This is a genomic window from Compostimonas suwonensis (genome assembly GCF_002797855.1).
Lineage (GTDB): Bacteria > Actinomycetota > Actinomycetes > Actinomycetales > Microbacteriaceae > Compostimonas > Compostimonas suwonensis.
Window position 1 is genome coordinate 303,924 of the sequence record NZ_PGFB01000001.1, and the last position, 26,052, is coordinate 329,975.

At 71.2% G+C, this 26,052-nt stretch carries 25 protein-coding genes; 12 read left to right on the forward strand and 13 right to left on the reverse strand.

Translation table 11 applies throughout. The features are described 5' to 3' along the window. Nucleotides 1-26 precede the first annotated feature (26 nt). Together CLV54_RS01345 and hemE are read right to left on the reverse strand one after the other, a co-directional pair. The gene (locus tag CLV54_RS01345) at nt 27-1,709 is read right to left on the reverse strand and encodes a protoporphyrinogen/coproporphyrinogen oxidase (RefSeq protein ID WP_245861213.1); all 1,683 of its coding nucleotides are present in this window, start codon (nt 1,707-1,709) and stop codon (nt 27-29) included. Beyond that, nucleotides 1,706-2,869 carry a uroporphyrinogen decarboxylase gene (hemE, locus tag CLV54_RS01350; RefSeq protein ID WP_100343159.1) on the reverse strand — a complete coding sequence of 388 codons (1,164 nt, stop codon included), beginning with the start codon at nt 2,867-2,869 and terminating at the stop codon, nt 1,706-1,708. Before hemE ends, CLV54_RS01345 begins: the two co-directional genes overlap by 4 nt. Before the next feature lie 245 nt (nt 2,870-3,114). Here hemE and CLV54_RS01355 point away from each other — a divergent pair, with 245 nt between their 5' ends. After that, a complete protein-coding gene (locus CLV54_RS01355; protein ID WP_100343160.1) occupies nt 3,115-4,545 on the forward strand; it encodes a glutamyl-tRNA reductase in 1,431 nt (476 codons plus the stop codon). 1 nt (nt 4,546) lies between these two features. Beyond that, a complete protein-coding gene (locus CLV54_RS01360) occupies nt 4,547-5,197 on the forward strand; it encodes a GNAT family N-acetyltransferase (protein ID WP_100343161.1) in 651 nt (216 codons plus the stop codon). 55 nt (nt 5,198-5,252) lie between these two features. On the opposite strand, the gene CLV54_RS01365 is transcribed toward CLV54_RS01360, so the two are convergent. The 5 genes from CLV54_RS01365 to CLV54_RS01385 form a co-directional block, all read right to left on the reverse strand. Continuing rightward, on the reverse strand, nt 5,253-6,641 hold the full coding sequence (locus CLV54_RS01365; protein ID WP_100343162.1) for a glycine--tRNA ligase: 1,389 nt from the start codon (nt 6,639-6,641) through the stop codon (nt 5,253-5,255). A gap of 112 nt (nt 6,642-6,753) precedes the next feature. Further along, nucleotides 6,754-7,233 (reverse strand): aromatic ring-opening dioxygenase LigA, encoded by a 480-nt coding sequence (locus CLV54_RS01370; protein ID WP_245861215.1) that lies wholly within the window; start codon nt 7,231-7,233, stop codon nt 6,754-6,756. Between the two features lie 194 nt (nt 7,234-7,427). Next, nucleotides 7,428-8,210 carry a pyruvate formate-lyase-activating protein gene (pflA, locus tag CLV54_RS01375; protein WP_245861217.1) on the reverse strand — a complete coding sequence of 261 codons (783 nt, stop codon included), beginning with the start codon at nt 8,208-8,210 and terminating at the stop codon, nt 7,428-7,430. Further along, nucleotides 8,203-10,464: a formate C-acetyltransferase gene (gene pflB, locus CLV54_RS01380; protein WP_100343613.1), complete on the reverse strand. Its 2,262-nt coding sequence runs from the start codon at nt 10,462-10,464 to the stop codon at nt 8,203-8,205. Before pflB ends, pflA begins: the two co-directional genes overlap by 8 nt. 76 nt (nt 10,465-10,540) lie before the next feature. Further along, the gene (locus CLV54_RS01385; protein ID WP_170061936.1) at nt 10,541-11,452 is read right to left on the reverse strand and encodes a universal stress protein; all 912 of its coding nucleotides are present in this window, start codon (nt 11,450-11,452) and stop codon (nt 10,541-10,543) included. 212 nt (nt 11,453-11,664) lie between these two features. Here CLV54_RS01385 and CLV54_RS01390 point away from each other — a divergent pair, with 212 nt between their 5' ends. Together CLV54_RS01390 and CLV54_RS01395 are read left to right on the forward strand one after the other, a co-directional pair. After that, complete coding sequence (locus CLV54_RS01390) at nt 11,665-13,365, forward strand: sensor histidine kinase (protein ID WP_100343166.1); 1,701 nt, start codon at nt 11,665-11,667, stop codon at nt 13,363-13,365. Next, nucleotides 13,362-13,988, forward strand: coding sequence for a response regulator (locus CLV54_RS01395; protein WP_100343167.1), 627 nt, complete (start codon nt 13,362-13,364; stop codon nt 13,986-13,988). Before CLV54_RS01390 ends, CLV54_RS01395 begins: the two co-directional genes overlap by 4 nt. Before the next feature lie 57 nt (nt 13,989-14,045). Here CLV54_RS01395 and CLV54_RS01400 read toward each other — a convergent pair whose 3' ends face one another. Next, entirely contained in the window at nt 14,046-14,219 is a 174-nt protein-coding gene (locus CLV54_RS01400; RefSeq protein ID WP_157802756.1) for a hypothetical protein, read from the reverse strand. A gap of 211 nt (nt 14,220-14,430) precedes the next feature. Here CLV54_RS01400 and CLV54_RS18085 point away from each other — a divergent pair, with 211 nt between their 5' ends. After that, the gene (locus tag CLV54_RS18085; RefSeq protein WP_281258140.1) at nt 14,431-14,556 is read left to right on the forward strand and encodes a hypothetical protein; all 126 of its coding nucleotides are present in this window, start codon (nt 14,431-14,433) and stop codon (nt 14,554-14,556) included. A gap of 29 nt (nt 14,557-14,585) precedes the next feature. Here CLV54_RS18085 and CLV54_RS01405 read toward each other — a convergent pair whose 3' ends face one another. Further along, entirely contained in the window at nt 14,586-14,882 is a 297-nt protein-coding gene (locus CLV54_RS01405) for a DUF4190 domain-containing protein (RefSeq protein WP_100343169.1), read from the reverse strand. 135 nt (nt 14,883-15,017) lie between these two features. Between CLV54_RS01405 and CLV54_RS01410 the strand changes: the two genes are divergently transcribed. Together CLV54_RS01410 and CLV54_RS01415 are read left to right on the forward strand one after the other, a co-directional pair. Then, the gene (locus CLV54_RS01410) at nt 15,018-15,497 is read left to right on the forward strand and encodes an NUDIX hydrolase (protein WP_245861219.1); all 480 of its coding nucleotides are present in this window, start codon (nt 15,018-15,020) and stop codon (nt 15,495-15,497) included. 100 nt (nt 15,498-15,597) lie between these two features. Continuing rightward, the gene (locus CLV54_RS01415; RefSeq protein ID WP_100343170.1) at nt 15,598-16,209 is read left to right on the forward strand and encodes an SGNH/GDSL hydrolase family protein; all 612 of its coding nucleotides are present in this window, start codon (nt 15,598-15,600) and stop codon (nt 16,207-16,209) included. Between the two features lie 106 nt (nt 16,210-16,315). Here the strand turns inward: CLV54_RS01415 and CLV54_RS01420 are convergent, their stop codons facing one another. Next, nucleotides 16,316-17,224, reverse strand: a complete 909-nt coding sequence (locus CLV54_RS01420) for a serine hydrolase (RefSeq protein ID WP_100343171.1) — start codon at nt 17,222-17,224, stop codon at nt 16,316-16,318. Between the two features lie 88 nt (nt 17,225-17,312). After that, complete coding sequence (locus CLV54_RS01425) at nt 17,313-19,304, reverse strand: M13 family metallopeptidase (protein ID WP_100343172.1); 1,992 nt, start codon at nt 19,302-19,304, stop codon at nt 17,313-17,315. A gap of 183 nt (nt 19,305-19,487) precedes the next feature. Here CLV54_RS01425 and CLV54_RS01430 point away from each other — a divergent pair, with 183 nt between their 5' ends. Further along, the gene (locus tag CLV54_RS01430) at nt 19,488-20,846 is read left to right on the forward strand and encodes an MATE family efflux transporter (protein ID WP_100343173.1); all 1,359 of its coding nucleotides are present in this window, start codon (nt 19,488-19,490) and stop codon (nt 20,844-20,846) included. A 186-nt stretch (nt 20,847-21,032) separates the two neighbouring features. Here CLV54_RS01430 and CLV54_RS01435 read toward each other — a convergent pair whose 3' ends face one another. Further along, entirely contained in the window at nt 21,033-22,091 is a 1,059-nt protein-coding gene (locus tag CLV54_RS01435) for a LacI family DNA-binding transcriptional regulator (RefSeq protein WP_100343174.1), read from the reverse strand. A gap of 249 nt (nt 22,092-22,340) precedes the next feature. Here CLV54_RS01435 and CLV54_RS01440 point away from each other — a divergent pair, with 249 nt between their 5' ends. The 4 genes from CLV54_RS01440 (at nt 22,341) to CLV54_RS01455 (ending at nt 25,582) form a co-directional block, all read left to right on the forward strand. Next, nucleotides 22,341-23,582 carry an MFS transporter gene (locus CLV54_RS01440; RefSeq protein ID WP_100343175.1) on the forward strand — a complete coding sequence of 414 codons (1,242 nt, stop codon included), beginning with the start codon at nt 22,341-22,343 and terminating at the stop codon, nt 23,580-23,582. Nucleotides 23,583-23,647: 65 nt separating this feature from the next. Beyond that, the gene (gene nucS, locus CLV54_RS01445; protein WP_100343176.1) at nt 23,648-24,343 is read left to right on the forward strand and encodes an endonuclease NucS; all 696 of its coding nucleotides are present in this window, start codon (nt 23,648-23,650) and stop codon (nt 24,341-24,343) included. Nucleotides 24,344-24,398: 55 nt separating this feature from the next. Next, the gene (locus tag CLV54_RS01450; protein WP_100343177.1) at nt 24,399-24,815 is read left to right on the forward strand and encodes an SseB family protein; all 417 of its coding nucleotides are present in this window, start codon (nt 24,399-24,401) and stop codon (nt 24,813-24,815) included. Nucleotides 24,816-24,883: 68 nt separating this feature from the next. Beyond that, nucleotides 24,884-25,582, forward strand: a complete 699-nt coding sequence (locus tag CLV54_RS01455) for an HAD hydrolase-like protein (RefSeq protein WP_100343178.1) — start codon at nt 24,884-24,886, stop codon at nt 25,580-25,582. A 159-nt stretch (nt 25,583-25,741) separates the two neighbouring features. Here the strand turns inward: CLV54_RS01455 and CLV54_RS17650 are convergent, their stop codons facing one another. Then, nucleotides 25,742-25,906, reverse strand: coding sequence for a hypothetical protein (locus CLV54_RS17650; protein WP_170061938.1), 165 nt, complete (start codon nt 25,904-25,906; stop codon nt 25,742-25,744). Nucleotides 25,907-26,052: the final 146 nt, after the last annotated feature.

Here is a 26,052-nt window from a genome sequence, read left to right on the forward strand (position 1 = left end):
TCCGGCCACCGAGGCTCGGATACCGCTCAAATACCCAGATCGCGACGGCGAATCCGGGCGGCGGCGGCACGGGCGTGGGGGATCACGGAGGCCAGGCCGGTCCCGGCGAGCCAGGCGCCGGTCGCATCCATGCCGTGCCGTGCATGCACCGCCTCCAGGAGCATGCCCACCCGGTGCGCTTCGCCGAGCGCCGCGAGCGGGGCCGCGTTGCGCAGACGCACATGGGCGAGGTCGACGAGCGCGGCGGGCGGGATCCGCAGGCCGAGCAGAGCCGAGGCGTCGTCGAGGGCCTGCCGTTCTCGCTGCTCGGGCGAGGTGAAGGGGGCGGGGCTCTCATCGCCCGACCGGCCGTAGGAGAGCCGCACGACATGGCGGCCGCCCGCGAGCTCGGCGAGCCACGGCCACTTCGCCGTCGAGTGGGTGAGGGCCTTGGCGCTCACACCCGGCACCCCCTCGGCCACGAGCACGCCCGAGCCGCGAGGCGCGGCGTCGAGGCGCGGCTCGTCGAGCACGAGGGTCACGAGCTCGACCTCGGTGCCGTCCGGCCACGGCGAGCTCTGCACGTGCGCGCGCAGTTCGTCGTCGACCGTCGCGAGCAGCTCGAGCGCCTGCGCAGACGGGGTCGCGACGACGACGGCACGGGCGGTGAGGGTGAGAGGGGCGCCGCCGTGGGTGGCGGTGATGCGCCAGAGGGAGGGCGGCGGGGCATCCGCCCTATCGGAGGAGACGGGTTCGGGGTCGCTCGCGGAGACGGCCCCGCCCCCGTCGACGCCCTCGAGCACGAGCGCGTCGACGGGGGTCTCGAGCAGCACGCGCCCGTCGAAGCGCTCGATGTCGGCGACGAGCGCGCCGACCAGTCGGTGCACGCCGCCGGAGACGCCTTCGACCTGGGAGCCGGGTCTCGCCTTCGCGCGCAGCGAGGCGACGCCGCCCGAGAGCGAGCCCGTGACGGTCATGGCGCCGTTGAGCCCCGGAGCGACCGCGTCGACCCCCAGCTGGTCGGGGTCCATCGAGTAGACGCCGGTCGTGACGGGGGCGACGAGCCGTTCGAGCACCCGGCGGCCCATGCGCTGGCGCACCAACCGGCCGAGGTTCTTCTCCCGGCCGATCTTCAGCAGGGGCATCAGGCGGTCGAGGTACGCGCGCAGGGCTCCGCCCCAGCCGATCGCGCGGATGACGTCGTTCGCGAGCGGGCTGCTCGGGATGCCCAGGATGCCGCCGGCCGGCACCGGCACGGAGCGATCCGGCAGACTCAGCCAGGCCCCCGCCGCCGAGGGCTCGACGATCTCGTCTGCCAGGCCCAGCTCGGTGAGCAGCTCGGCGACGACCCCGCCGCGCTTGGCGAAGCTCTCCGCGCCGCGGTCGAGCAGGATGCCGCCGACCGTATGCCCCCCGACGGACCCGCCGAGCTCGGGGCCGGCCTCCACGAGCGTCACCGAGAAGCCGCGCCGCGCGAGGTCGCGCGCGGTCACGAGCCCCGCGACGCCGCCGCCCACGACGACGACGTCGTTGACGCGCGCGGGGTCGAGGGTCTCGAGCGGCTCGGCGGCGAGCGCATCGAGATCGACGGGGCCGAGGTCGAAGGCGCCGTGGTCGACGGGGCCGTGGTCGAAGGCGCCGTGATCGAAGGCGCCGTGGTCGTCGGCAGGCTCGCCGTCGCCGCGGTCGGCGCCACCGCGATCTGCGGGCGCGGCGGGCTCGGCGCTCACAGCGCGTGCACGAAGGCCACCAGGCGGGTGAGCACCTCGGGGTCGGTGTCCGGCGGAACCCCGTGGCCCAGGTTGAGCACGTGGGCGGGGGCGCTCGCGCCGCGGGCGATCACGTCGAGCACGTGCGCCTCGAGCACGGGCCACGGCGCGGCGAGCAGGGCCGGGTCGATGTTTCCCTGAACGGGAACGAGGCCCCCGAGGCGGCGGCTCGCCTCGTCGAGCGGGATCCGGTAGTCGACGCCCACGACGTCGGCGCCGGCGTCGTGCATCGCGGCGAGCAGCTCCCCCGTGCCGACGCCGAAGTGCACGAGGGGAACGTTGCGGGTCGTCGTGCGGGTCGGCGGCGGGCCGTCCGCGGCGGGGGTCGCGGCATCCGGGGCCTCGACCTCGTAGACGAGGCCGCGCACGTGCGAGAGGGCGCGGGCCGAGGAGGGCGCGACGCGGCGGGCGTAGTCCTCGAGCGAGAGGGCGCCGGCCCAGGAGTCGAACAGCTGGCCCGCGCTCGCGCCGGCCTCGAGCTGGGCGCGCAGGAAGCGGCCGGAGAGGTCGGCGGCCCAGTCGAGCAGCGCCGACCAGGCCTGCGGGTCGGAGTGCATGAGCGTGCGGGCGCGCACGTGGTCTTTCGACGGCCCGCCCTCCACGAGGTAGGCGGCGAGGGTGAACGGGGCGCCCGCGAAGCCGATGAGCGGGGTCTCGCCCAGCTCGGCGACCGTGCGGCCGACCGCCTCGGCGATGGGGGCGAGCCGCTCGGCGTCGAGCGCCTGCGGGTCGATGGAGGTGAGCTCGGCGACATCCGCCGCCGTTCGCACGGGCTTCGCGATCACGGGGCCCGTGCCGGGGACGATCTCGACCCCCACGCCCGCGAGCCGCAGCGGGATGACGATGTCGCTGAAGAAGATGCCCGCGTCGACCCCGTGGCGGCGCACCGGCTGCAGTGTGATCTCGCTCGCCATCGCCGGGTCGAGGCACGCGTCGAGCATGCTCGTGCCGACGCGCAGCTCACGGTACTCGGGCAGCGAGCGGCCGGCCTGCCGCATGAACCACACGGGGGTGACCGCCTGCCGCTCGCCCTGGTAGGCCCGCACGATGCGGGAGTTCGCGGTGAGCCCCGAGGCGAGTGGATGCCGCGCGTCGAGGGTGTGGCCGGGTTCTGAGTTCACCGTCCCATCCTCCCCCCTCCCCACCCCCACTCAAAACGACGGAGATTTCGGCCCTAGAGGCGGGGATGGGGCGGAAACGGGCCGTATTCGGCGAAATCTCCGTCGTTTTGAGTGAGGAGGCCAGGCGGGGGCAGACGGGGAGGTCAGGCGGGAGGCACGACTCGGCAGGGTCCCGCAGGGGAAGGCGAACACGCCTATGAGAAGACTGAATTGGCCAGCGCGTGCGGCACGCCTAGAGTGGAGGCGTGCTCATCTGCTTGACTGCGAGTCACAAAAACGCCTCCTTCGACCTCCTCGAGAAACTCAGCGTCGAAAGCGCGTCCGTGCCCGGAATCCTCCTCCAGGGCAACGACTTCCTGAGCGGAGCCGTCGTGGTCGCCACCTGCAACCGCTTCGAGGCCTACCTCGACGTCGACGAGCCCCTGACCGCAGCCGTCGCCGTGGCCGTCGAGGCCACGACCGCCGCCGTCAGCCATGCCACGGGTGTCGCCGAGTCCGAGCTGCACGGCCGCTTCGAGGTGCTGTGCGGCACGAAGGCCGCCGAGCACCTCTTCTCCGTCACGAGCGGGCTCGAGTCGGTCGTCGTCGGCGAGGGCGAGATCGCCGGCCAGGTGCGCCGCTCCCTCGAGAGCGCCCGCGCCCGTGGAACCACGAGCTCAGAGCTCGAGCGCCTCTTCCAGCGGGCCTCGCAGACCTCCCGCGGCGTCAAGAACCGCACGGGCCTGGGCGGCGCCGGGCGCTCGCTCGTGCGCCTCGCCCTCGACCTCGCCGAGAGCAGGGTCACCGACTGGCAGCGCGCCCGTGTGCTGCTCGTCGGAACCGGCCGCTACGCCGGGGCCTCCCTCGCGGCCCTGCGCGACCGCGGGGTCACCGAGGTGAGCGTCTACTCGCCGTCGGGCCGCGCGCCCCGCTTCGCCGCCTCGCACGGCATCGAGAGCGTGGATGCCGGCGAGCTCGCCGTCGCCGCGGCATCCGCCGACCTCGTGGTGACGTGCACGACCGCCACCGGCTTCGTCGTCGACGCGGAGCTGCTCGACGCCGGCCGCGCCACCCTCGCACAGCACGGGGAACGGCGCCAGCTCGTCATCGACCTCGGGCTGCCCCGCAACGTGAACCCCGATGTCGCCGCGGTCGCCGGCGTCGAGCTGCTCGACCTCGAGACGATCAGCATCCACGCGCCGCTCGACGAGCTGCAGGCGAGCGACGACGCCCGCGCGCTCGTCGACAAGGCCGTGCGCAAGTTCGCGCAGGTCGCCGACGAGCAGAGCCTCACCCCGGCCGTCGTCGCGCTGCGATCGCACGTCTTCGACGCCCTCGACGCCGAGATCGAGCGCGCCCGCTCGCGTGGAGACGCCGACGGGCAGACCGAGGCGGCCCTGCGCCACCTCGCCGGGGTGCTGCTGCACACGCCCATGGTGCGCGCCCGCGAGCTCGCCCGAGCCGGAGAGCAGCAGAAGTACGTCGAGGCGCTCGACACGCTCTTCGGCCTCGACGTCACGGGGGCCGACATCATGTCCGGTGCGCGCCCGGCCGCAGGCTCCGGCAGCGCTGCCGGAAGCCCTCACGCCGTCAGCGCCCACCCCGGCGGCGCCCCGCAGCTGCACGGTGTCGACACGAGCATCGACCGCGCGAACATCGACCGCGCGAGCATCGACGACACGGAAGCCGCCTCCTGAGATGACCGCCAGCGCATCCGCCTCCGCCGAGCTGCCGCGGCTGCGTGTGCCGTTCACGCTTCCCGCCCTCTCGACCGAGCGGCTGCGGCTGCGGCCGCTCACCGAAGACGACGTGGCGGATGTCGCGGCCTACCAGACCCGCGACGACGTCGTGCGCTACCTGCCCTGGCCGCTGCGCGATCGCGCGGCATCGGCCCAGCACACCCGGGAACGGGCCACCCTCACCTCGATCGCGAAGACGGGCGACCGCGCCATCCTGGCGATCTCCAAGCCGGCCGGCGACGGGCGCTCACGGGTGATCGGCGACCTCACACTGATCGCCGCGAGCGTGCCCGACGCCCAGCTCGAGATCGGCTGGGTGCTGCACCCCGACTTCCAGGGCGCCGGCTACGCGAGCGAGGCGGCCGGAGCGCTCCTGCGCCTGTGCTTCGAGCAGTTCGGCGCGCACCGGGTGAGCGCCCGGCTCGACCCGCGCAACGGGGCATCCGCTGCTCTGTGCGAGCGGCTCGGGATGCGGCGCGAGGCCCTGTTCCGCCACGACATCTTCTTCAAGGGCGAGTGGGGCGACACGGCGATCTACGCGATCCTCGCCGAGGAGTGGGCCGCGCGCGACCCGCAAGCCCCACGCGATTCGCGCCGAATCGTTCCATAAACGCGCTGGAGGAACGATTCGACGCGACTCACGACTCGCGACGCGGAGGAGGCGCTCAGGCGCCGCGCAGGCGCTCGGCGAGGTAGGCGTGCAGCCCCTCGAGGGGGATGCGCTCCTGCTTCATGGTGTCGCGCTCGCGCACGGTCACGGCACGGTCGTCGAGCGAGTCGAAGTCGACCGTGACGCAGAATGGCGTGCCGATCTCGTCCTGGCGGCGGTAGCGGCGTCCGATCGCGCCGGAGTCGTCGAAGTCGACGTTCCAGTCGCGGCGCAGGTCTTCGGCCACCTCGCGCGCGATGGGCGAGAGGGCCTCGTTGCGCGAGAGCGGCAGCACGGCCGCCTTGACGGGCGCGAGCCGCGGGTCGAGGCGCAGAACCGTGCGCTTGTCGACGCCGCCCTTGGCGTTGGGCACCTCTTCTTCGTCGTAGGCGTCGACGAGGAACGCCATGAGCGCCCGGGTGAGGCCGAAGGAGGGCTCGATCACATACGGGATGTAGCGCTCGTTCTTGTTCTGGTCGAAGAAGCTCAGGTCTTTTCCGGATGCCTCGGCGTGCGTCTTGAGGTCGAAGTCGGTGCGGTTCGCCACGCCCATGAGCTCGCCGAACTCGCCGCCCGCGAAGCCGAAGCGGTACTCGATGTCGACCGTGCGCTTGGAGTAGTGCGAGAGCTTCTCGGCCGGGTGCTCGAAGCGGCGGATGTTCTGCGGATCGATGCCGAGGTCGATGAACCACTGCCAGGAGATGTCCATCCACGTCTCCATCCACTCGTCGTCGGTGCCCGGCTCGACGAAGAACTCGAGCTCCATCTGCTCGAACTCGCGGGTGCGGAAGATGAAGTTTCCGGGCGTGATCTCGTTGCGGAAGGCCTTTCCGATCTGGCCGATGCCGAACGGCGGCTTCTTGCGGGCCGTCTGCAGCACGTTGGCGAAGTTCGTGAAGATGCCCTGGGCCGTCTCGGGGCGCAGGTAGTGCAGACCGGTCTGGTCGTCGACGACGCCCAGGTAGGTCTTCATGAGCCCCGAGAAGGCCTTGATCTCGGTCCACTGGCCGACCTTGTCGGGGTGCTCGGGGTCGGGGATGTCGGCGAGGCCGTTGACCGGCGGGTGGCCGTGCTTCTCCTCGTAGGCCTCGAAGAGGTGGTCGGCGCGGTAGCGCTTGTGCGTGATGAGCGACTCGGTGAGCGGGTCGGAGAAGACCTTGACGTGGCCGGAGGCCTCCCACACCGGGGTCGGCAGGATGATCGCCGAGTCGAGGCCGACGACGTCGCCGCGACCCATGACGAAGGTCTTCCACCACTGCCGCTTGATGTTCTCCTTGAGCTCCACACCGAGGGGCCCGTAGTCCCAAGCCGAGCGCGTGCCCCCGTAGATGTCGCCGGCAGGGAAGACGAAGCCTCGGTGCTGAGCGAGAGTGGTCACGGCGTCGAGTCGCGACTGTTCTGCCACGGGGTCCTCCAAGATCGTGGGCCCAGAGTGAAGCGGATAGGGACGCAAAAGGGGGCCCGGTTGCTAGAGCAATCCTAGCGACCGGGCCCCGGGTGCTCCGCCGGGCGGAGGGTCAGACGGCGTCAGCTCTCGACGGCCGGGGCGTGATCGCGATCAGCGCCCACCCCATGAGCCCGAGCAGCAGGCCCGTTCCGATCGCGAAGACCGCGACGCCGAAGGAGACCACCGAGGTGAAGAGGGATGCCCGCAGGAACGACGCGTTCATCATCGTCGCCCGCACGGGGTCGTCCTGGTCGAGCTCGGCGTAGGTCTTCCCCCCGCTGGCCTCGAGGGCGTGGTGGTTGATGATGTCGGCCTGAGCGAAGGCCGAGAACGGACCGGCCACCGGGGATCCGCCGAGGAACGCGGCATCCTCGGCCACGGTGATCCTCTCGTCGGAGAGCTGGCCGCTCACCATGCCCCAGACGACGCCGCCCGCGACGATCATCACGAGTCCGCCGAGGATGCCGAGGAATCCGATCCAGCGCACGATGCGCGCCTTCGTGGGGCTCACGGCCACGGCCGAGGTGCTCACACTGCTTGTGCTGGTCACTGTTGTGCCTTTCGTCGGGAAGACCATCTGTCGGAGGTGTGGCTTCGTGTCTTCAGCTTCGCGGTCGCGGCGGCCCGGCCACAGGGCACAAAGTCCCCTCCTGGGGCTCGTGGCGCACGTTCTCCGTCGCGGCGCACCCGAGAACGTGCGCCGCGACGAAGAAGTTATGCCGCGACATCCGCGCGACTACGCGACTAGAAGACGCGGAGGCCGCGGGAGGCGAACTGGGCGCGCACCCGATCCTGCAGCGCGTCGTCCGGCGGCTTCACCCCGTGCAGCAGGTAGGGCTCCCCCAGCCGCTGCCACTTGCTCTCCCCCATCTGGTGGAAGGGCAGCACCTCGACCCGCTCGACGTTGGGCCAGCGCGCCACGATGTCGGCCGCGGCGTCCACGTTGTCGACGGCGTCGGTGAGCCCGGGCACGAGCACGAAGCGCACCCAGGCGGGCGTGGAGCGCTCGGCGAGGCGGTCGCCGAACGCGATCGTCGGTGCGAGCTCGCGGCCGGTCACCGTGCGGTACGTGTCGGGCAGCCCCGACTTGACGTCGAGCAGCACGAGATCGAGGTCGTCGAGCACGGCGTCGGCGACCCGGCGACCCAGGAAGCCCGAGGTGTCGAGAGCGGTGCGGATGCCCAGGCGGCGGCACTCGCCGACGATCCGCTCCACGAACGCCGGCTGCATGAGCGGCTCGCCGCCCGAGAGCGTGAGGCCGCCGCCCGTCGCGTCGAACACCGGACGGTAGCGCTCCACCCGCTCGAGGATCTCGTCGATGGAGGTGAGCGACCCCTCGCGCATCTTCCAGGTGTCGGGATTCTGGCAGTACCGGCAGCGCAATGGGCAACCGGCCAGGAACAGCGTCATCCGCGTTCCCGGCCCGTCGACCGCCGTCACGAGCTCCCAGGAGTGCACCCGGGCCACCGACCCCGAGCGGACCGCGTCGAGCTCGAGGTGGTGGAGGTCGAGCCGGGTGTCAGACACCCGCGTGGAAGGTGCGGCTGAGCACGTCGAGCTGCTGCTCACGTGTGAGTCGCACGAAGTTGACCGCATAGCCCGAGACCCGGATGGTCAGCTGCGGGTACTCCTCCGGGTGCGCCATGGCGTCGAGAAGGGTCTCGCGGTTGAGCACGTTGATGTTCACGTGGTAGCCGTGCGAGACCGTGAAGGCGTCGAGCAGCCCCACGAGGTTCTGCACCTGCTCCCCGCGCGTGCGACCGAGGCCGCTCGGCACGACCGTGTTGGTGAGCGAGATGCCGTCCTGGGCCTCGGAGTAGGGCAGCTTCGCCACGCTCAGTGCCGAGGCGAGCATGCCGTGGGTGTCGCGCCCGTTCATGGGGTTGGCGCCCGGGGCGAACGGCGTCCCGCCCTCGCGTCCGTCGGGGGTCGGCCCCGTCTTGGTGCCGTAGACGACGTTGGAGGTGATCGTGAGCACCGACTGGGTGTGCACGGCGTCGCGGTACGTCGGGTGCTTGCGCAGCATCGCCATAAAGCGCTCGACGATCTCCACGGCGATCGCGTCGACCCGGTCGTCGTCGTTGCCGAACGCCGGGTACTCGCCCTCGACCGTGTAGTCGACGACGAGTCCCGTCTCGTCGCGCACCGGCCGCACGGTCGCGTAGCGGATGGCGGAGAGGGAGTCGGCAGCGACGCTCAGCCCCGCGATCCCGCAGGCCATCGTGCGGAGGACGGATCCGTCGTGCAGCGCCATCTCGAGCCGCTCGTAGGCGTACTTGTCGTGCATGTAGTGGATGCAGTTGAGGGCGTCGACGTAGGTCTCGGCGAGCCACTCCAGGGTGGCGAGGTAGGCCTGCCAGACGGCGTCGTAGTCGAGAACCTCACCCGCGAGCGGCGGGGTCGGCGGTGCGATCTGCTCGCCGCTGAGCTCGTCCCTTCCGCCGTTGATCGCGTAGAGCAGCGACTTCGCGACGTTGACGCGGGCTCCGAAGAACTGCATCTGCTTGCCGACGCGCATGGGCGAGACGCAGCAGGCGATGGCCGCGTCATCCCCCCAGGCCTCGCGGATGAGCTCGTCGGACTCGTACTGGATCGCGGAGGTGTCGATCGACACCTGGGCGCAGAAGCGCTTGAAGCCCTCCGGCAGCGCCTCGCTCCACAGCACGGTGAGGTTGGGCTCGGGCGCCGGCCCCAGGTTGTAGAGGGTCTGCAGGAAGCGGAAGGCCGTGCGGGTCACGAGCGGACGCCCGTCCTCGCCGATGCCGCCGATCGACTCGGTCACCCAGGTCGGGTCGCCGGAGAAGAGCTGGTCGTACTCGGGCGTGCGCAGGAAGCGCACGATCCGCAGCTTGATCACGAGGTCGTCGACGAGCTCCTGCGCCTCGCGCTCGGTGAGCGTGCCGGCGCGCAGCTCGCGTTCGAGATAGATGTCGAGGAAGGCCGTGTTGCGCCCGAAGGACATCGCGGCGCCGTTCTGCTCCTTGACCGCGCCGAGGTAGGCGAAGTACAGCCACTGCACGGCCTCGCGGGCGGTGCGGGCGGGCCGGGAGACGTCGAAGCCGTAGGAGGCCGCCATCGCGGCGAGCTCGCGCAGGGCCCTGATCTGCTCGGCGTTCTCCTCGCGGTCGCGGATGACCGCCTCGGTGGAGAAGTCCATGTCGAGCGCGGCCCGCTCGAGCCTCTTGGCGGCGATGAGCCCGTCGACCCCGTAGAGCGCGACCCTGCGGTAGTCGCCGATGATCCGGCCACGGCCGTAGGCGTCGGGCAGCCCCGTGATGAGATGGCTGTGGCGGGCGCGTTTGACGGCGGGCGGGTAGACGTCGAAGACGCCGTCGTTGTGGGTCTTGCGATACCGGGTGAAGATCGTCTCGAGCTCGGGCGAGACGGGGTAGCCGTACGTCTCGAGCGCGCCCGCGACCATCCGCCAGCCGCCGAAGGGCATGATGGCGCGCTTGAGCGGGGCGTCGGTCTGAAGGCCGACGATGATCTCGTTCTGCCGGTCGATGTAGCCGGGGGCATGGGCCGTGATGGTCGACGGAGTGATCGCGTCGACGTCGTAGACGCCCTTCTCACGCTCCTCGGGGAACAGCGCGACGAGCTTCTGCCAGACGCCGCTCGTGCGCTCGGTGGGGCCCTCGAGGAATCCCGCGTCACCTTCGTAGGGCGTGTAGTTGCGCTGGATGAAGTCGCGCACGTCGATCGAGTCCTGCCAGGGGCCCGGGCGGAAGCCCTCCCAGCCGGCTGTCGTCTCCTGCCGTTCGCTTCGAGTGCCATCGGTCATGGTCATCGAGATCATCTCTCCTTGTCTGATTCGTTCCCCGTGCCCGGATCCGTTCCCCGAGCCCGCCGAAGGGCGCTCACCCCGCGGAGCGGCCCCCCGCGGCCTGTGTCATCCGCTCGCCCGGCGCGGCCCCGGCGAGCGCGATCTCCGTCGCCGCGTCGAATCCCGTGCGCACGACGATCGTCGGCGCCACGAGGTTGAAGAGCGTGTCGTGCACAACGGGGCCGAGCGCGCCCAGCTGCGCTCCCTCGCCGGAGGCGCCGACCACGAGCAGGGCGCAACGCCCGGATGCCTCGACGAGTGCCTCCGCGGTGGCCCGCTGGAGGATGCGCCGGCGGATCGTGAGCCCGGGATGACTGCCGCGCAACCGCTCGGCGGCGGCGTCGAGCAGCCGCTCCGCACGGGCGAGAGCGCCCTCCGCCCCACTCGCCGGCGCGAACTCGTGCGCGGGGGCGACGCCCTTCCAGGCCCGCACGAGCGTGAGCTCCGCCCTCGAGCGCTCGGCCTCCGAGGCCGCGAACGCCAGGGCTGCGCGGCCGTAGGAGGAGTCGTCCACTCCCACGACGATCCCCTCCCGCTCGAGCGACGAGGAGTCGGGCACGAATGCCACGTCGCTGTGGGCCAGCGCGGGAAGCTGGAGGAAGCGCGATCCGAAGACCCTGCCCTGCACGAACCCGGTCTTGTGGGTGCCCACGACCACGAGCGAGGCGTCGAGCGAGGCCTCCACGAGCGCGGGCAGCGGCCGGCCGAAGACCAGCCTCGTCTCGATGTCGAGCCGATGCCCCTGGCAGACGAACTCGGTGCGCAGGATCTCCCGCGCACGCCTCAGCGCGCCTCCCGCTTCCGCCGACTGCGAGACGGCCTCCGGACCCGAGACGTGCAGGATCCTGATCCGCTGCCCCGTCGCGACGGCACGGCGGGCCGCCCAACGCAGCGCTGCCAGACTCGGTGAGGAATCGTCCACACCCACCACGATCGTGTGCGCCATCATCGGCCCCTCTCGCATCCGGACACGGTCCGCATCCCTCCGACCGCATCCGCCGCCGGTCCCCTCAGTCTGATCGCGGGCGAACCGCACGGCAGGGTCTTTGGTCCCGCGCTTCCGAGATGGGGCGGGACCCGAAACCTGCCGGCGCTAGAATCGCGATGCGGCGGCGCGGTCACGCGTCCGCCTCCCCACCACGTCGAAGCAGGGGTGAGATGCGCCACGACGATCTGTCCTTTCCCGATCAACCGCGCGGGGAACTGGATCGCGCCCTCGACGAGCTCGTGGGCCGCGCGCAGCAGGTGCGCGCGACCCAGGGCCGGCTCCGGGCGCTGCTCACGGCCAATCAGGCCGTCGTCGGGAACCTCGAGCTGAGCGCCGTGCTGCGGCAGATCGTCGAGTCGGCCGTCGACCTCGTCGGAGCGGAGTACGGCGCGCTGGGCGTCATCTCACCGCACGGAGGGCTGGAGCAGTTCATCCACGTCGGCATCCCCGACGCCGAGGCCGCGCGGCTGGGGCATCTGCCCGAGGGGCGCGGGCTGCTCGGCGCGCTCATCGACGACCCCCGCCCCATCCGCCTCGAGCATCTCTCCTCCGACCCGCGATCCGCGGGATTCCCCCCGGGTCACCCGCCGATGGACAGCTTCCTCGGGGTTCCGGTGCGCGTGAGAGACGAGGTCTTCGGCAACCTCTACCTCAGCAACCGCTTGACGGGGAGCTTCACCGAGGAAGACGAGCAGCTGGCCACAGCGCTTGCGGCGACGGCGGGGATCGCGATCGACAACGCCCGGCTCTTCGCCGAGACGCGCAGACGACAGGCCTGGTCGGCCGCGTCGGCCGAGATCACCTCGAGCCTCCTCACCGCCGACGCGCGGGACTCGATCCCGATGCTCGCGCAGCGCGTGCGACAGCTCGCGGAGGCGGATCTCGTATGCGTCGTGCTGCCCGCGGCCGACGACCCCGCCGTTCTCGTCGTCGACGCCGCCCACGGCCTGGGCGACGCGGATGTCGCGGGGCGCCGCTTCCCCGCGGAGGCCACGGTGCTCGGGGCCGTGCTCGAAGGCAAGCAGCCCAAGCTGCTCGACGACGGCGCCGACAGCGGCCTCCACTCCGACGGGCTGCCGCGGTTCGGCCCCATGATGGCGGTTCCCCTCGGCGGACGCGCCCGAGGGGTTCTGCTCGTCGCCCGGCGGCCCGGCGCCGCCCGGTTCACCCCCTCCGATCTGGAGCTCGCGGCGGACTTCGCGGGGCAGGCCAGCGTCGCGATGGAGCTGGGACTCGCCCGCACCGATCGCGAGCAGCTGGCCCTCCTGGAGGAGCGCGGCCGGATCGCCCGCGATCTGCACGACCACGTCATCCAGCAGCTCTTCGGAACCGGGCTCGAGCTGCAGAGCCTCGCGAGCCTCGTTCCCCCCGGGGTGACGGCCGAGCGTCTCCTGAGCGCAGTCGACGGCGTCGACGCCGCGATCGCGCAGATCCGCACCGTCATCTTCGCCCTCTCGGTTCGCGGTGCCGATCCCCGGCACTCGGTGCGCCACCGCATCCTCGACCTCGTCAACGAGGTCGCCCCCGGCCTGGCCCATCCGTCGAGTGTGAGCTTCTCGGGGCCGGTCGACCTCGTCGTCACCGGCGCCCTCGCCGACGACGTCGTGGCGGTCTGCCGCGAAGCGCTCGTCAACGTGGTGAAGCACGCGAAGGCTCAGAACACCGGGCTCGTGCTCACGGCGAGTGGCGCCGACGTCGAGCTCGTGGTCTCCGACGACGGGGTCGGCATCGCCGGCACGGGCCGCCGCAGCGGTCTCGCGAACCTGGAGCAGCGCGCCACGGCACGCGGCGGCTCCCTGCTCGTGGACTCGGGACCGGACGGCACGCGGCTCGTGTGGAGAACCCCGCTCACGATGGGAGGCGGCGAATGATCAGGGTCTTCGTGCTCGACGACCACGAGGTGGTGCGCGCCGGGATCGTCGCGCTCCTGGAGGCGCAGGACGACATCGAGGTCGTCGGGGAGGCGGGCACCGCCGCGCAGGCCCGCGCCCGCATCTCCGCGACCCGCCCGGATGTCGCGCTGCTCGACGTGCGCCTGCCCGACGGAAGCGGCATCGACGTGTGCCGCGGCATCCGCTCGTCGCTTCCGGAGGTGCACTGCCTCATCCTCACCGCCTACGACGACGACGACGCGATGTACGCGGCCGTCATCGCCGACGCGGCCGGCTACGTGCTCAAAGACGTGCGCGGGAGCAAGCTCATCGAGTCGGTGCGGCAGGTCGCCGCCGGCCGGAGCCTCATGAACCCGAACCTCACCCACCGGGTGGTCGAGAACATGACCACGAACGCGCACTCCGACCCCCGGCTCGACTCCCTGAGCCTGCGCGAACGGCAGATCCTCGCCCTCATCGCCGACGGGCTGACCAACCGCGAGATCGGCGAACGGCTGTCTCTGGCGGAGAAGACCGTCAAGAACTACGTCTCGAACCTGCTGCGCAAGCTGGGGCTGCAACGACGCACCCAGGCGGCGATCCTGCAGCTCGAGAACCGCTGAGCGGCTCGAGAACGCAGCGGCTCGAGAACCGCGCACGCGACCGCCGCCGGCAGCGGCTCAGCCCTCCTCGTCGTCGACCGGGCCTCCGACTGCACCCGCTGCGTGCCGGGACGCCGCCGCCTTCCGCGCTGCCTGCAGCTGGATGCGCGCGACCATCTCGTACTTGAGCGCCGCCCACCGCTCGTTCGAGACGTGATGAACGCCTCTGCGTCCCTCCGCAGGGTTGCTCACGATGCCCTCCTTCTCGGTATCCACGTGTCCGGACGGCATCGTCCATGACCGAGCCTAGAAAGGCGGTGAGACGCGACTAGGGTCCAAAGGCCCTCACGCCCTCCCCACAACGGCTGTTCTCCAAACGACGGACATTCTGCAGATATGGGGCAGTTTCTGCCGTTAAGAGCCCTTTTATCCCAGAATCTCCGTCGTTTGGAGAACCTGTGCGGTGGGGCGTGAGGCCGTGCGGGTGGACATCGCGGTCGACGGCGTCGGGCTGCCGGGCGCACAGCTCCTAATCGGAGGAGCCGTGTTCGGAACGGGCGCCGCTCGGGCCGGCTGCATCCAGCCGTGACCGAGCCGTCGCTCTCGTGCCCGCGTCGCCTAGTACGTCGTGAGGTTGCCCGTGCTGACCGCCGCCGCGGCGATGATGCCGAAGATGATGAAGAAGAGGATCCCGAGGGCGATCGAGACGAATCCGATGATGATGGCGGCGAGCGCGAGGCCGCGGCCGCGCTCCCCGGTGCGCTTGATCTGGCTGAGGGCGATGAAGCCCAGGATGACAGCGACGACGTTGAACGCCAGGAGGGAGAGCACGAAGCCCACGACGGCGAGCACGTTGTAGCCCGGCTGCGCAGCGGGTGCCTGATACGGGGAGGGGGCGGGAGACTCGGTTGACATGGGCTGCTCCGATCGAAGGCGCCCCCGCGAAGGTGCGGGGCCGGACTGGTCGATGCAATCGTGGCAGCGCGATGCGAGGGGTGTCAATGGCCGCATGCGGGAGCTCGCGCGCCGCCGCTGGCGTAGCGTTGAGGGGTGAGCCCTCCCGAGCAGCAGCGCGACCCGGTCTCGGGCCTCGGCACGGCTCGCACGACAGCTCCCGCGAGCGGCTCCGCCCTGCCGGAGATCGTCGTCTCGGCCGTCGCCCTCGTACGCGACCGCCGGGTTCTTATGGTGACGGCACGGGGCAGGGACGTGCTCTACATGCCCGGCGGCAAGGTCGACCCCGGCGAGAGCGCGGCCGAGGCGGCGAGCCGCGAGGCCCGCGAGGAGATCGACCTCGAGCTGGCCCCGGAGGGGCTGCGAGAGCTCTTCACCGTGCGGGTGCAGGCCCACGGCGAGCCGCAGGGCCGGCTCGTGCGCATGGCGGTGTTCGAGGCATCCAGCCCGGCGGAGCCCCGCGCCTCGGCCGAGGTGAGCGAGCTGCACTGGGTGACGACGGCGGATGCCGCGCGCTGCCCTCCCGCCGGACGCGAGACCCTGCTGCGCCTCGAGGCGCTCGGGCTCATCGACTGAGACCCGGGGCGAGCGTGCGGACAACGTTGTCTTCTGGAATACTGGACGCCGCTCCCCTTTCCCACGACGCGACGACGCCCCTCGAGACAAGGCAGAAACCATGAACAGCCCCGCGACCGTCTACGTCTTCATCGGCGACAGCGTGACCGACAGCAACCGCACCACGAGCCCCGGCTCCGAGACCGGCCTCGGCGACGGCTACGTGCGCGCCCTCGCCGGCTCGGAGCAGCTGGCCGGCCAGACCGTCGTCAACCGCGGCGTCAACGGCAACCGCGCCACCGACCTGCTGGCGCGCTGGCAGCAGGACGTGCTCGACCACGACCCCGACATCGTGAGCATCCTCATCGGCGTCAACGACATGTGGCGCCGCTACGACAGCGACGACCCCGTGACCGTCGCGGACTTCGCGGCCACCTACCGCGCGCTCCTCGACGCGACCGTCGCGCCCGGGCGCCGGGTGATCCTCGTCGAGCCCTTCCTGCTGCCCGTGCGCGACGAGCAGAAGACCTGGCGCGAAGACCTCGACCCCAAGATCGAGGCCGTGCGAGCGCTCGCGCAGGAGTACGGCCTCACCCTGGTGCCCGCCGACCGCCACCTCACGGCTCTCGCCGAGACGGCCGGCCCCGAGGCGATCGCGGATGACGGGATCCACCCGACTCCGCGCGGTCACGAGGCCCTCGCCGCGCTCTGGCTGGAGCACGCCGCCCGCTGAGCGCGGATCCCTCCCCGAGCGCGGATCTCTCCCCGAGCGCGCCCTGCCGAGGCTCGTCGCCCGCGAACAAACCCGCGCTCGGCAGGGTGATCGCGCGCCGGCAGCCTCAGTGCACGTACTCCAGCAGGTCGAAGCCGATCGTGCGCATCGCGTCGAGCACCTCGAGCCGGGTCGAGTGCTGGGAGTCGTCGAAGTACGTGGAGACGGCATAGCTCACCCCGGCCCGCGGGCCCCTCAGCACTCCCACCTCGCTGCGCACACCGGCATCCGTGCCCGTCTTGTTGACGAGCAGCAGGCCGTGGTCGGCCGAGCGGTGGGCGAGCGGGTCGAGGCCGAACGCGCCCGCGACCATCGACAGGTCGCTGTTGAGCGACAGCCAGGAGATGACCCGCTGGCTCGTGACGGCGTCGACGATCTCGCCGCGGGCGAGCGAGGAGAACAGCCAGGTCAGCTCGTTGGCCGATCCCACCGAGAGCTGGGGCGCGTCATCCGGGCCGCGATGATCGCGCACGAGGTCGAGCAGGCCCGAGCGTTTGAGGCCGAGCGACTCGGTGCGGATGCGCACGGCCTCGAGCCCGATGCGGCGCAGCAGCACGTTGGTCGCCAGGTTGTCGCTCGTCGCGCCGATGAGGGCGGCCAGATCGGCGACCGGCAGCGAAGGCGCCTGGAGGTGCTGCCAGATGCCCGAGTCGCCCACGGCATCCTGCACCTCGCGATCGAGGATGCGGTACCCGCCGAACTCGGGGTCGCCGAGCCGCGCCGCGACCTCGACGAGCAGCAGCACCTTGCCGATGCTCGCCGTGGGCATGACAACGTGGTCGTCGACCGAGAACAGCACGGTTCCGCTCGCGAGATCCGTGGCGCGGGCCGAGACCTGCACCCCGTGCAGCGCCACCTGGCCGAGTGCCTCGAAGCCCTTCGCGAAGCTGTCGTTGCTGACGGGGTTGCGGTGCCTGGCGCGCCGCACCGAGGTGTGCCGCGCGCGCCTTTCGGAATCCTTCGCTGAAATCAGCACGGGGGGTTCGCGCTCCTTAGCTCTGTCACGCCTACCCCCACGGCGGCCCTGCATACGCTCGTGCCGCGGTCCCCCACCGCGGCACTCGTCACCAAATGGTGACGCGCGCCTCTGGTTCGAGCCAGAGGGCGTCACCCTCCGACACACCAAATGTCTCATAGAAGACGCCGATATTCCTGACTATTTGGTTACAGCGGAACTCGTTCGGCGAGTGCGGGTCGATCGCGAGCAGGCGGATGACCTCCTCGTCGCGGCCCTTCTGCTGCCAGGCCTGGGCCCAGGAGAGGAAGAAGCGCTCGGCCCCCGTGAGGCCGTCGATCACCGGCGGCTGCTCACCGCGCAGCGAGAGCAGGTACGCCTTCCAGGCGATGCCGAGACCGCCCAGGTCGCCGATGTTCTCGCCGATCGTGAGCGCTCCGTTGACGTGGTGGTCGGGCACCTGCGCCGGGGCGAGCGCGTTGTACTGCTCGATGAGCGAGGCGGTGAGCTTCTCGAACGCCTCGCGGTCGCTCTCGGTCCACCAGTCGACGAGCCGGCCGTCGCCGTCGTACTTCGAGCCCTGGTCGTCGAAGCCGTGCCCGATCTCGTGACCGATGACCGCGCCGATCGCGCCGTAGTTGGCGGCGGCGTCACGGGCGGCGTCGAAGAAGGGGTACTGCAGGATGGCGGCCGGGAAGACGATCTCGTTGAAGCCCGGGTTGTAATACGCGTTGATGGTCTGCGGCGTCATGAACCACTCGTCGCGGTCGAGCGGCTTGCCGATCTTGCCGAGCTCCCGCTGGAACTCGAACTCGCTCGTCGCCCGCACGTTGCCCACGAGGTCGGCCGGGTCGATCTCGAGCGCCGAGTAGTCGCGCCACTTCGCCGGGAAGCCGATCTTGGGCGTGAACTTCTCGAGCTTCTCGATCGCCCGCTTGCGGGTCTCGTGGCCCATCCAGCTCAGGCCCTCGATCGACTGCCGGTAGGCCTCGATGAGGTGGCCGACGAGCTCGTCCATGCTCTGCTTCGCCTCGGGCGGGAAGAAGCGGTCGACGTAGATCTTGCCGACGGCCTCGCCCATGGCGCCCTCGACGAGCGAGACGCCGCGCTTCCAGCGGGCGCGCATCTCGGGGGTGCCCGTGAGCGTGCGGCCGTAGAAGTCGAAGTTCGCCTCGACGAGATCGGATGTCAGATAGGCGGCCGAGCCGCGCACGACCTGCCAGGCGAGCCAGTCCGTCCAGGCCTCGAGGCGGTCCTCGGTGAGCAGCGAGGCGAGCCCCTCGGTGAAGCTCGGCTGGCGCAGCACGAGCTCGTCGAGAGCACCGGCGGGCGCATCGAGGGCGGTGCGCCACAGCTCGAGGTCGACGCCCGTGGCGAGAGCCGCGGCATCCTGCCAGCCGTAGAGGTTGTAGGTCTTCTCGCTGTCGCGGGAGCGCACGTTGTCCCAGTGGTGGCTCGCGATCGCGGTCTCGAGGTCGAAGACCCGTTGCGCGCGGGCGGGGGCGTCGTCGAGCCCCACGAGCTCGAACATCCGCTGCAGGTGCGCGGCGTAGGCCGTGCGGATGTCGGCGAAGCCCTCCTCGCGGTAGTAGCTCTCGTCGGGCAGTCCGAGGCCGCCCTGCTCCACGAAGACGAGGTAGCGCTCGGGGTCGCCCGGATCGTTGTCGACGAAGAGCTGGTAGAAGCCGGGCAGGCCCTGGCGCTCCAGCCGCGCGACGGTCTGCAGCAGCTCGGGGATCGACTGCGCGTTGCCGGCGAGCGCGAGCTGAGCCTCGATGGGGGTGATGCCGAGCTTCTCGATGCGATCCTCGTCGATGAAGCTCGCGTAGAGGTCGCCGAACTTACGCTCCTCGCTGCCCTCGGCCGAGCCCTGCGCTTCGACGATGATGTCGCGCACGGCCTTCTCGGCCTCCTCGGCGAGGATGTGGAAGGAGCCGTAGCGGGCCTTGTCGCCGGGGATCTCGGTGCGATCGATCCACTTGCCGTTGACGTGGCGGTAGAGGTCGTCCTGCGGCCTCACGTTCGCGTCGAGTTCTTCCAGTTCGATTCCACCGGCCGCGGAGGGCTCGGGTGCCTGACCTGCGAGGGTTTCTGCGCTCATGCTCCCAGCCTATTCGCACGGTCCGACGTGTTGCCCGAACGCCCGCCGGAAACGGGCCCCATTCGTCGACATCCCGCCCGGACGCCGAGCCGGGGTCGCGAACCGATCCTGTCCTGCGGCCCGGGGCGTCGGGTCGGGCGCGGTGCCGGCGCGGTGTCGGCACCGGGCGCGAGAATGGTCGGGATGCCACCACCACGCCCCGCACGACCGCGGCTCTTCGCGCGCCAGGCCGTCGATCGCGACATCCTGCGCCTGGCGGTGCCTGCTCTCGGCGCGCTCGTCGCCGAACCGCTCTTCCTGCTCGCCGACTCGGCCATGGTGGGGCATCTGGGCGAGATCCCGCTCGCGGGGCTCGGCATCGCGAGCGCGATCCTGCAGACCATCATCGGGCTCATGGTCTTCCTCGCCTACAGCACGACGCCGGCCGTGGCCCGCCGTCTCGGCTCGGGCGACCCCCGCGGAGCGGTCGCGGTGGGCATCGACGGCGCCTGGCTCGCCCTCGGCATCGGCGCGGTGCTCGCGGTCGCCGGCTGGTTCGCCTCACCCTGGCTCGTGGCCGCCTTCGGCGCGCAGGCGGATGTCGCGGCCGCCGCCACGAGCTACCTCGAGATCTCGATGCTCGGCCTGCCCGCCATGCTGCTCGTCTTCGCGACGACCGGGCTGCTGCGCGGTCTGCAAGACACCCGCACGCCTCTGCTCGTCGCGGCGATCGGCTTCGCCGCGAACATCGTCTTCAACGCCGTGCTCATCTACGGCTTCGGTCTCGGCGTCGTCGGCTCGGCGATCGGCACGGTCGTGGCGCAGTGGGGCATGGCCCTCGTCTACCTCGTGGTCGTCACGCGTCATGCCCGGCGGGTGGGCGCGACCCTCCTGCCGCGCCGCACGGGCATCGGCAGCTCGGCGCGCTCCGGCGGCTGGCTCTTCGTGCGCACGGCGAGCCTGCGCGCCGCGATGCTGCTGGCGGTCGCGACGGCCACGAGCCTCGGAACCTCGGAGCTCGCGGCCTTCCAGATCGTGCTCACGCTCTTCTCGACGCTCGCCTTCTCGCTCGACGCCCTCGCGATCGCGGCACAGGCGCTCATCGGCAAGGGCCTCGGCGGCCATGACCTCGACACCGTGCGGGCCGTGCTGCGGCGGTGCCTGCAGTGGGGGCTCGGCTCCGGTGCCGTGCTCGGGCTCGTGGTTCTGCTGCTGAGCCCCGTGCTCGGCGGGCTCTTCACGGCAACGGCGGCGGTCGCCGGCATCCTGCCCCTCTCGCTCGCCGTGCTGGCGGTCTCGACGCCGCTCGCGGGCTACGTCTTCGTGCTCGACGGGGTGCTCATCGGCGCGGGCGACGCACGCTATCTCGCGCTCACGGGAGTCGTGAACCTCGCGGTCTTCGTGCCGCTCGCGCTCGGGGCCGCCGCGGTGCCCGCGTCACCGGCCGTGAGCCTCGCGCTGCTCACGGCGTCGTTCGCGATCGGCTATCTCGGAGCCCGAGCGGTGACCCTCGGGCTGCGCGCCCACGGCACCCGCTGGATGGTGCCCGGCGCGGTGCGCTGACAGCTCCCCCTCGCCCCTGTGCTCTCACACCGACCTCGTGTTTCTCACACCGACCTCGTGCGCTCACAAACGACCTCGTGCGCTCAAAACGACGGAGATTCTGCCCATAAGTGCCCCGAAAGCTCGGTTGAAGCCCGAAATCGGCAGAATCTCCGTCGTTTTGAGAAGGGAAGGAGGAGGGGAGGGTCAGCGGGCGGCGGGCGGGGCCGTCGTGTTGCCGAGGTGCAGCACGCTCTCGAAGGCGACTGAGGGAGCATCGGCGCCCGTGAGCAGAGCGACGACCGCGGCACCGGCGGCACGGCCTTTCGGCACGGCCGGCTGCACGAGGGTCGTGAGGTCGTAGGGGGCGATGCCGTCGACGCGCACGCCGTCGAAGCCGAGCACGCTCAGCTGCTGCGGAACGGCGATGCCGAGCTCTTCCGCCGCGCGCACGACGCCGGCGGCGAGGAGGTCGCTCTGCGCGATCACGGCCGTCGGACGGTCCTCCGGCCGGGCCAGCAGCTGCAGCCCGGCGAGCCGGCCCTCCTCCATAAAACTGCCCGCCGTGACGACCCCGGGCGCATCCGGGTAGACATCGCGGGCACCGAGGATCCGCTCGCGGGCCACGTGCGAGGTGCCCGCCCGCTCGGCCTCGGCGGTGAGCGGCGAGCGCGAGCGGTCGGCCGAGAGCGGCAGCACGACGAGGGCCACCATGGTGTGGCCGAGCGACCTCAGGTGCTCGGCGCCGCGCCGTGTCGCCTGACGGTTGTCGAGCGAGACGCCCACGTCGCCGAGACCCGGGTCGGCCTCGATGGCGACGGTCGGGATGCCGCGGCGGCTCAGGATGGCGAGAGACTCGGCCAGGCGCGGGGTGCAGCCGATGAGCACGGCCGCGTCCATGGGGGCGGTCCCGACATCCGCGGGGCCTTCGCCGGTGTCGGGGATCAGCAGGAGGCTCGCGCCGATCGAGCCGATCTCCTCGCTCAGGCCGTCGAGCATCTGCACGGTCACGGGGTCGCGGAAGGCGTCGCGGATACGGTCTTCGATGACGACGCCGACGATGCCGGAGCGGCCGCGACGCAGCGACTGGGCGCGGGGATCGGGGCCGGCGTAACCGAGGGTCTCGGCGGCGGCGAGCACACGCTCGCGCGTGGCATCCGAGACCGGCCCGGAGCCGGAGAAGGCGAGCGACGCCGTCGAGGGCGAGACGCCGGCGAGCCGGGCGACGCCCGCGAGGGTCGGGCGCGGGGAGCGGGGGGTGCTCATGGGTTCCGGCCTCCTCGAGTGCGCGGTGTCGTGAGTCGTGCTGGTGGTGCGACGATGGGCGCGTTGTTCGCGCGCCGGTGTGGGCAGTCGCACTTGACCGTATCGTTCGTTCATCGCTAGCCTAGTCGAATCGATTCGATCGAATCGATTCGACTGCTTCGGCACCCGGTTCGGCACCGACCCGGCGCCCTCGGCACGTCTCCCCCACTCCACCGCCCGCAGGCTCTCCCGAAAACAGGATCGTCACCGATGACCGATGCAACACCCGTAGCCCCCGCCCTCCGCGGCCGCCGAGAGCTCATCGCCTGGCGCAACGCCGTCTTCGTGATCTTCGCGCTGAGCGGCATGAGCATCGCGAGCTGGGTGGCGCGCATCCCCGCCATCCGCGACGAGCTCGGGGCCACGACGGGCGCGATCGGCCTCCTCATCCTCGGGCTCTCCGTCGGCTCGGTCGTCGGCCTCATCGCCTCCGCCCCGCTGCTCGCGCGGCTCGGGGCACGCAATGGCATGGTTCTCGCCCTCCTGCTCGTCGGCCTCGGTCTCGCCCTCGTCGGCGTCGGGTCGGCCATTCCGGGCGCTCCCGTGCTGCTGGCCATCGGCCTCGTCGTGCTCGGCTTCGGCAACGGCTCGCTCGACGTCATGATGAACGTCGAGGGCGCCGCCGCCGAGAAGGAGCTCGGCAAGACGGTCATGCCGCTTATGCACGCCTTCTTCAGCTTCGGCACGGTCGTGGGCGCCGGTCTGGGCGCGCTCGCCTCCCTGCTGGATGTCGCGGTGGTCTGGCACCTGCTCGTGATGGCGCTCCTCATCGCCGCCACCGCCCTCGTCGCCGTTCGCTCCGTGCCGCACCGCGACGAGCTCGACGACCCGGACACCGCACCCGGGCAGGCCCGCCCGAGCTGGGTCGAGCGCCTGCGCGAGGACCTCGCCGTCTGGGCCGACCTGCGGCTCATCCTCATCGGCGTGGTCATGCTCGGCATGGCCTTCGCGGAGGGCTCGGCGAACGACTGGCTGGCCCTCGCCGTGGTCGACGGGCACCTCGAGACGAACACGATGGGCGCCGTCGTCTTCGGCGTCTTCGTCGCGGCCATGACGCTCGGCCGGGTGCTCGGCGGCCCCGTGCTCGACCGTTTCGGGCGGGTGCCGGTGCTGCGCGTCTCCGCGGCCCTCGCGATCGCGGGCCTCCTGCTCTTCATCTTCGTCGACGTCGACTGGATCTACATCGCGGGGGTCATCCTCTGGGGCATCGGCTGCTCGCTGGGCTTCCCGGTCGGCATGTCGGCCGCAGCCGACGACCCGAAGAAGGCGGCCGCCCGGGTGAGCGCCGTTGCCATGATCGGCTACTGCGCCTTCCTCGTCGGCCCGCCCATCATCGGCTTCCTCGGGCAGACCTTCGGCATCCTGAGCGCCCTGCTCCTCGTGCTGGTGCTCGTCGTGCTCTCCGGTCTGGCCGCCCCCGCCACCCGCGAACGGGCCCGCGAGACGCCCTGAACCCAGGGCGTCGGGGCGCCCCGACCCTGAACCCGTGTCGGCTCGCGGGAGGTTAGGCTCGTCGGGTGCGCCTTGTGATTGCCCGTTGCTCCGTCGACTACGCCGGGCGGCTCAGCGCCCACCTGCCGATCGCGACCCGTCTGCTCATGCTCAAAGCCGACGGCAGCCTGCTCGTGCACTCCGACGGCGGCTCCTACAAACCGCTCAACTGGATGAGCCCGCCGTGCACCCTCAGCACGGTCGAGCCCGACGCCGAGCAGCTGGATGCCGGCATCACCGAGATCTGGCGGGTGACGCAGGCGAAGACCGCCGACATGCTCGTCGTGTCGATCTACGAGGTGCTGCACGACTCCGCGCACGAGCTCGGCATCGACCCCGGTCTGCAGAAAGACGGGGTCGAGGCGCACCTGCAGAAGCTCCTCGCCGAGCAGATCCACCTCCTCGGCGACGGCCACACCCTCGTGCGCCGCGAGTACATGACGGCGATCGGCCCCGTCGACATCCTGGCCCGGGATGCCGCGGGCGCGGCCGTCGCGGTCGAGCTCAAGCGCCGCGGCGACATCGACGGCGTCGAGCAGCTCACCCGCTACCTCGAGCTCATGAACCGCGACCCGCATCTCGCGCCCGTGACCGGGGTCTTCGCGGCCCAGGAGATCAAACCCCAGGCTCGAACGCTGGCGGAGGACCGCGGCATCCGCTGCCTCGTTCTCGACTACGACGCCATGCGCGGCCTCGACGACGGCGAGTCCCGCCTCTTCTAGCCGGCTCCTCGGGGCCGGCTCCAGCCCGAACGGACGGCCCCGCTAGCCTGGAAGCATGGCTCTGACGCGCTTCCCCGCCAGTTACACGAACACCCCCGTCGAGAAGGCCCTCGCCGACCTCGCCGCGGCCCCCAGCATGGAGGCGCTCGGCGAGCTGCTCGCGGCGAGCATGAAGGGCGGGCTGGTCCTGGATGTCACGGGCTCGACCCCCGAGTCGGGAACCCGTCTGCGCACCGTCCACACCCCCGACGGACAGGCGGTGCTGCCGCTCTTCACCTCGGTGGAGGAGGTGCGCCGCGCGGTGCCCGAGGAGCAGCTGCCGCAGGTGCAGGTCACGATCGTTCCGGGCAAGGATGCGCTCGCCCTCATTCGCACGGCGGAATTCGTGGCCGTACAATACAACCCGGGCAGCGCGGCCCAGGTGATCGCGCGTACACACATCGACGCCGCTCTCGACGAGGCACAGCACTGACCCGGCCAGCACCGGATCCGCATGTCGTGAGCGGACTCCCGCTGCATCCACAGACCAAGTAGGACACCATGACAACCACCACCCCTGCACTCGACACGCCCAGCTCCCCCTCCCGCACCTGGACGTGTATCCTCTTCGACCTCGACGGCACCATCACCGACTCGGCGCCCGGCATCATCGAGCGCTACGCGGCGACCCTCACCGACATGGGGCTTCCCGTCCCGACCCCCGAGTCGCTGCTCACCTGGATCGGCCCGCCGATCATGGACTCCTTCCGCTACACGGCGGGCATGAGCGAGGAGGAGGCCCAGCGCGCGCTCGAGATCTATCGCGGGCACGCCGCCCGCTACGGCCCCTCGGACGGCAGCGCGGTGTACCCCGGGGTGGCCGGGCTCATCCGCAAGATCCACGAGGCCGGCATCCCGCTCGGCCTCGCGACCTCGAAGTCCGAGTCGCAGGCGAACACCGTGCTCGACCACTTCGGGCTCTCGCAGTACTTCGAGGTCATCTGCGGCGCATCCGAAGACGAGGTCCGCAGCACCAAGGCGGATGTCATCGCCGAAGCGCTCCGTCGCCTCACCGAGCGCGGGGTCGACCTGAGCCAGCCGGTGCTCGTCGGCGACCGGGAGCACGACGTGGTCGGGGCGACCGAGCACGGCATCCCCGTGATCATGGTCGAGTGGGGCTACGGCTCACCGGCCGAGTCGGAGGGCACGATCGCCGTCGTGCACTCGACCGACCAGCTCGCGACCCTGCTGCTCGGCTGAGCCCGCCGTCCGAGACGATCGCCCGAGCATCGCCTGACCCGGCCCCGACCGCCCGACGGATCACCTGTGGCCCCGGGCAGCGCTCCCGGGCAGGGGAAAGGGGACGGGACCTGCACCTGTCCCGCCCCCTTCGGAGGAAAAGCTCTCGTTATCCTCGGGTCAGACGTTTCTCCTGCCCGTGATGACCCGCAGAAGCCACACGATGAGCGCGATGACGGCGAGCGCCAACCCCACCCACAGGAGGAAGTTCAACGACTGGACGAATCCGCCGGTGATGAGCAGCACGATGGCTACGACGGCAATGATGATCAGAAGAATGTTCATGAGTATTGCCTCCTTGATAGTCGGCCTCGATGAGGTCGAGATCCCACGGTAGCCCCCGAGCTGGGGGTGAGCACAGGGGATTGCGTCCGGCCGCGCGCATGGGGTAGGGCGGATGTCCGGCATCCGGTGGTGCGGTCCCGGCATCC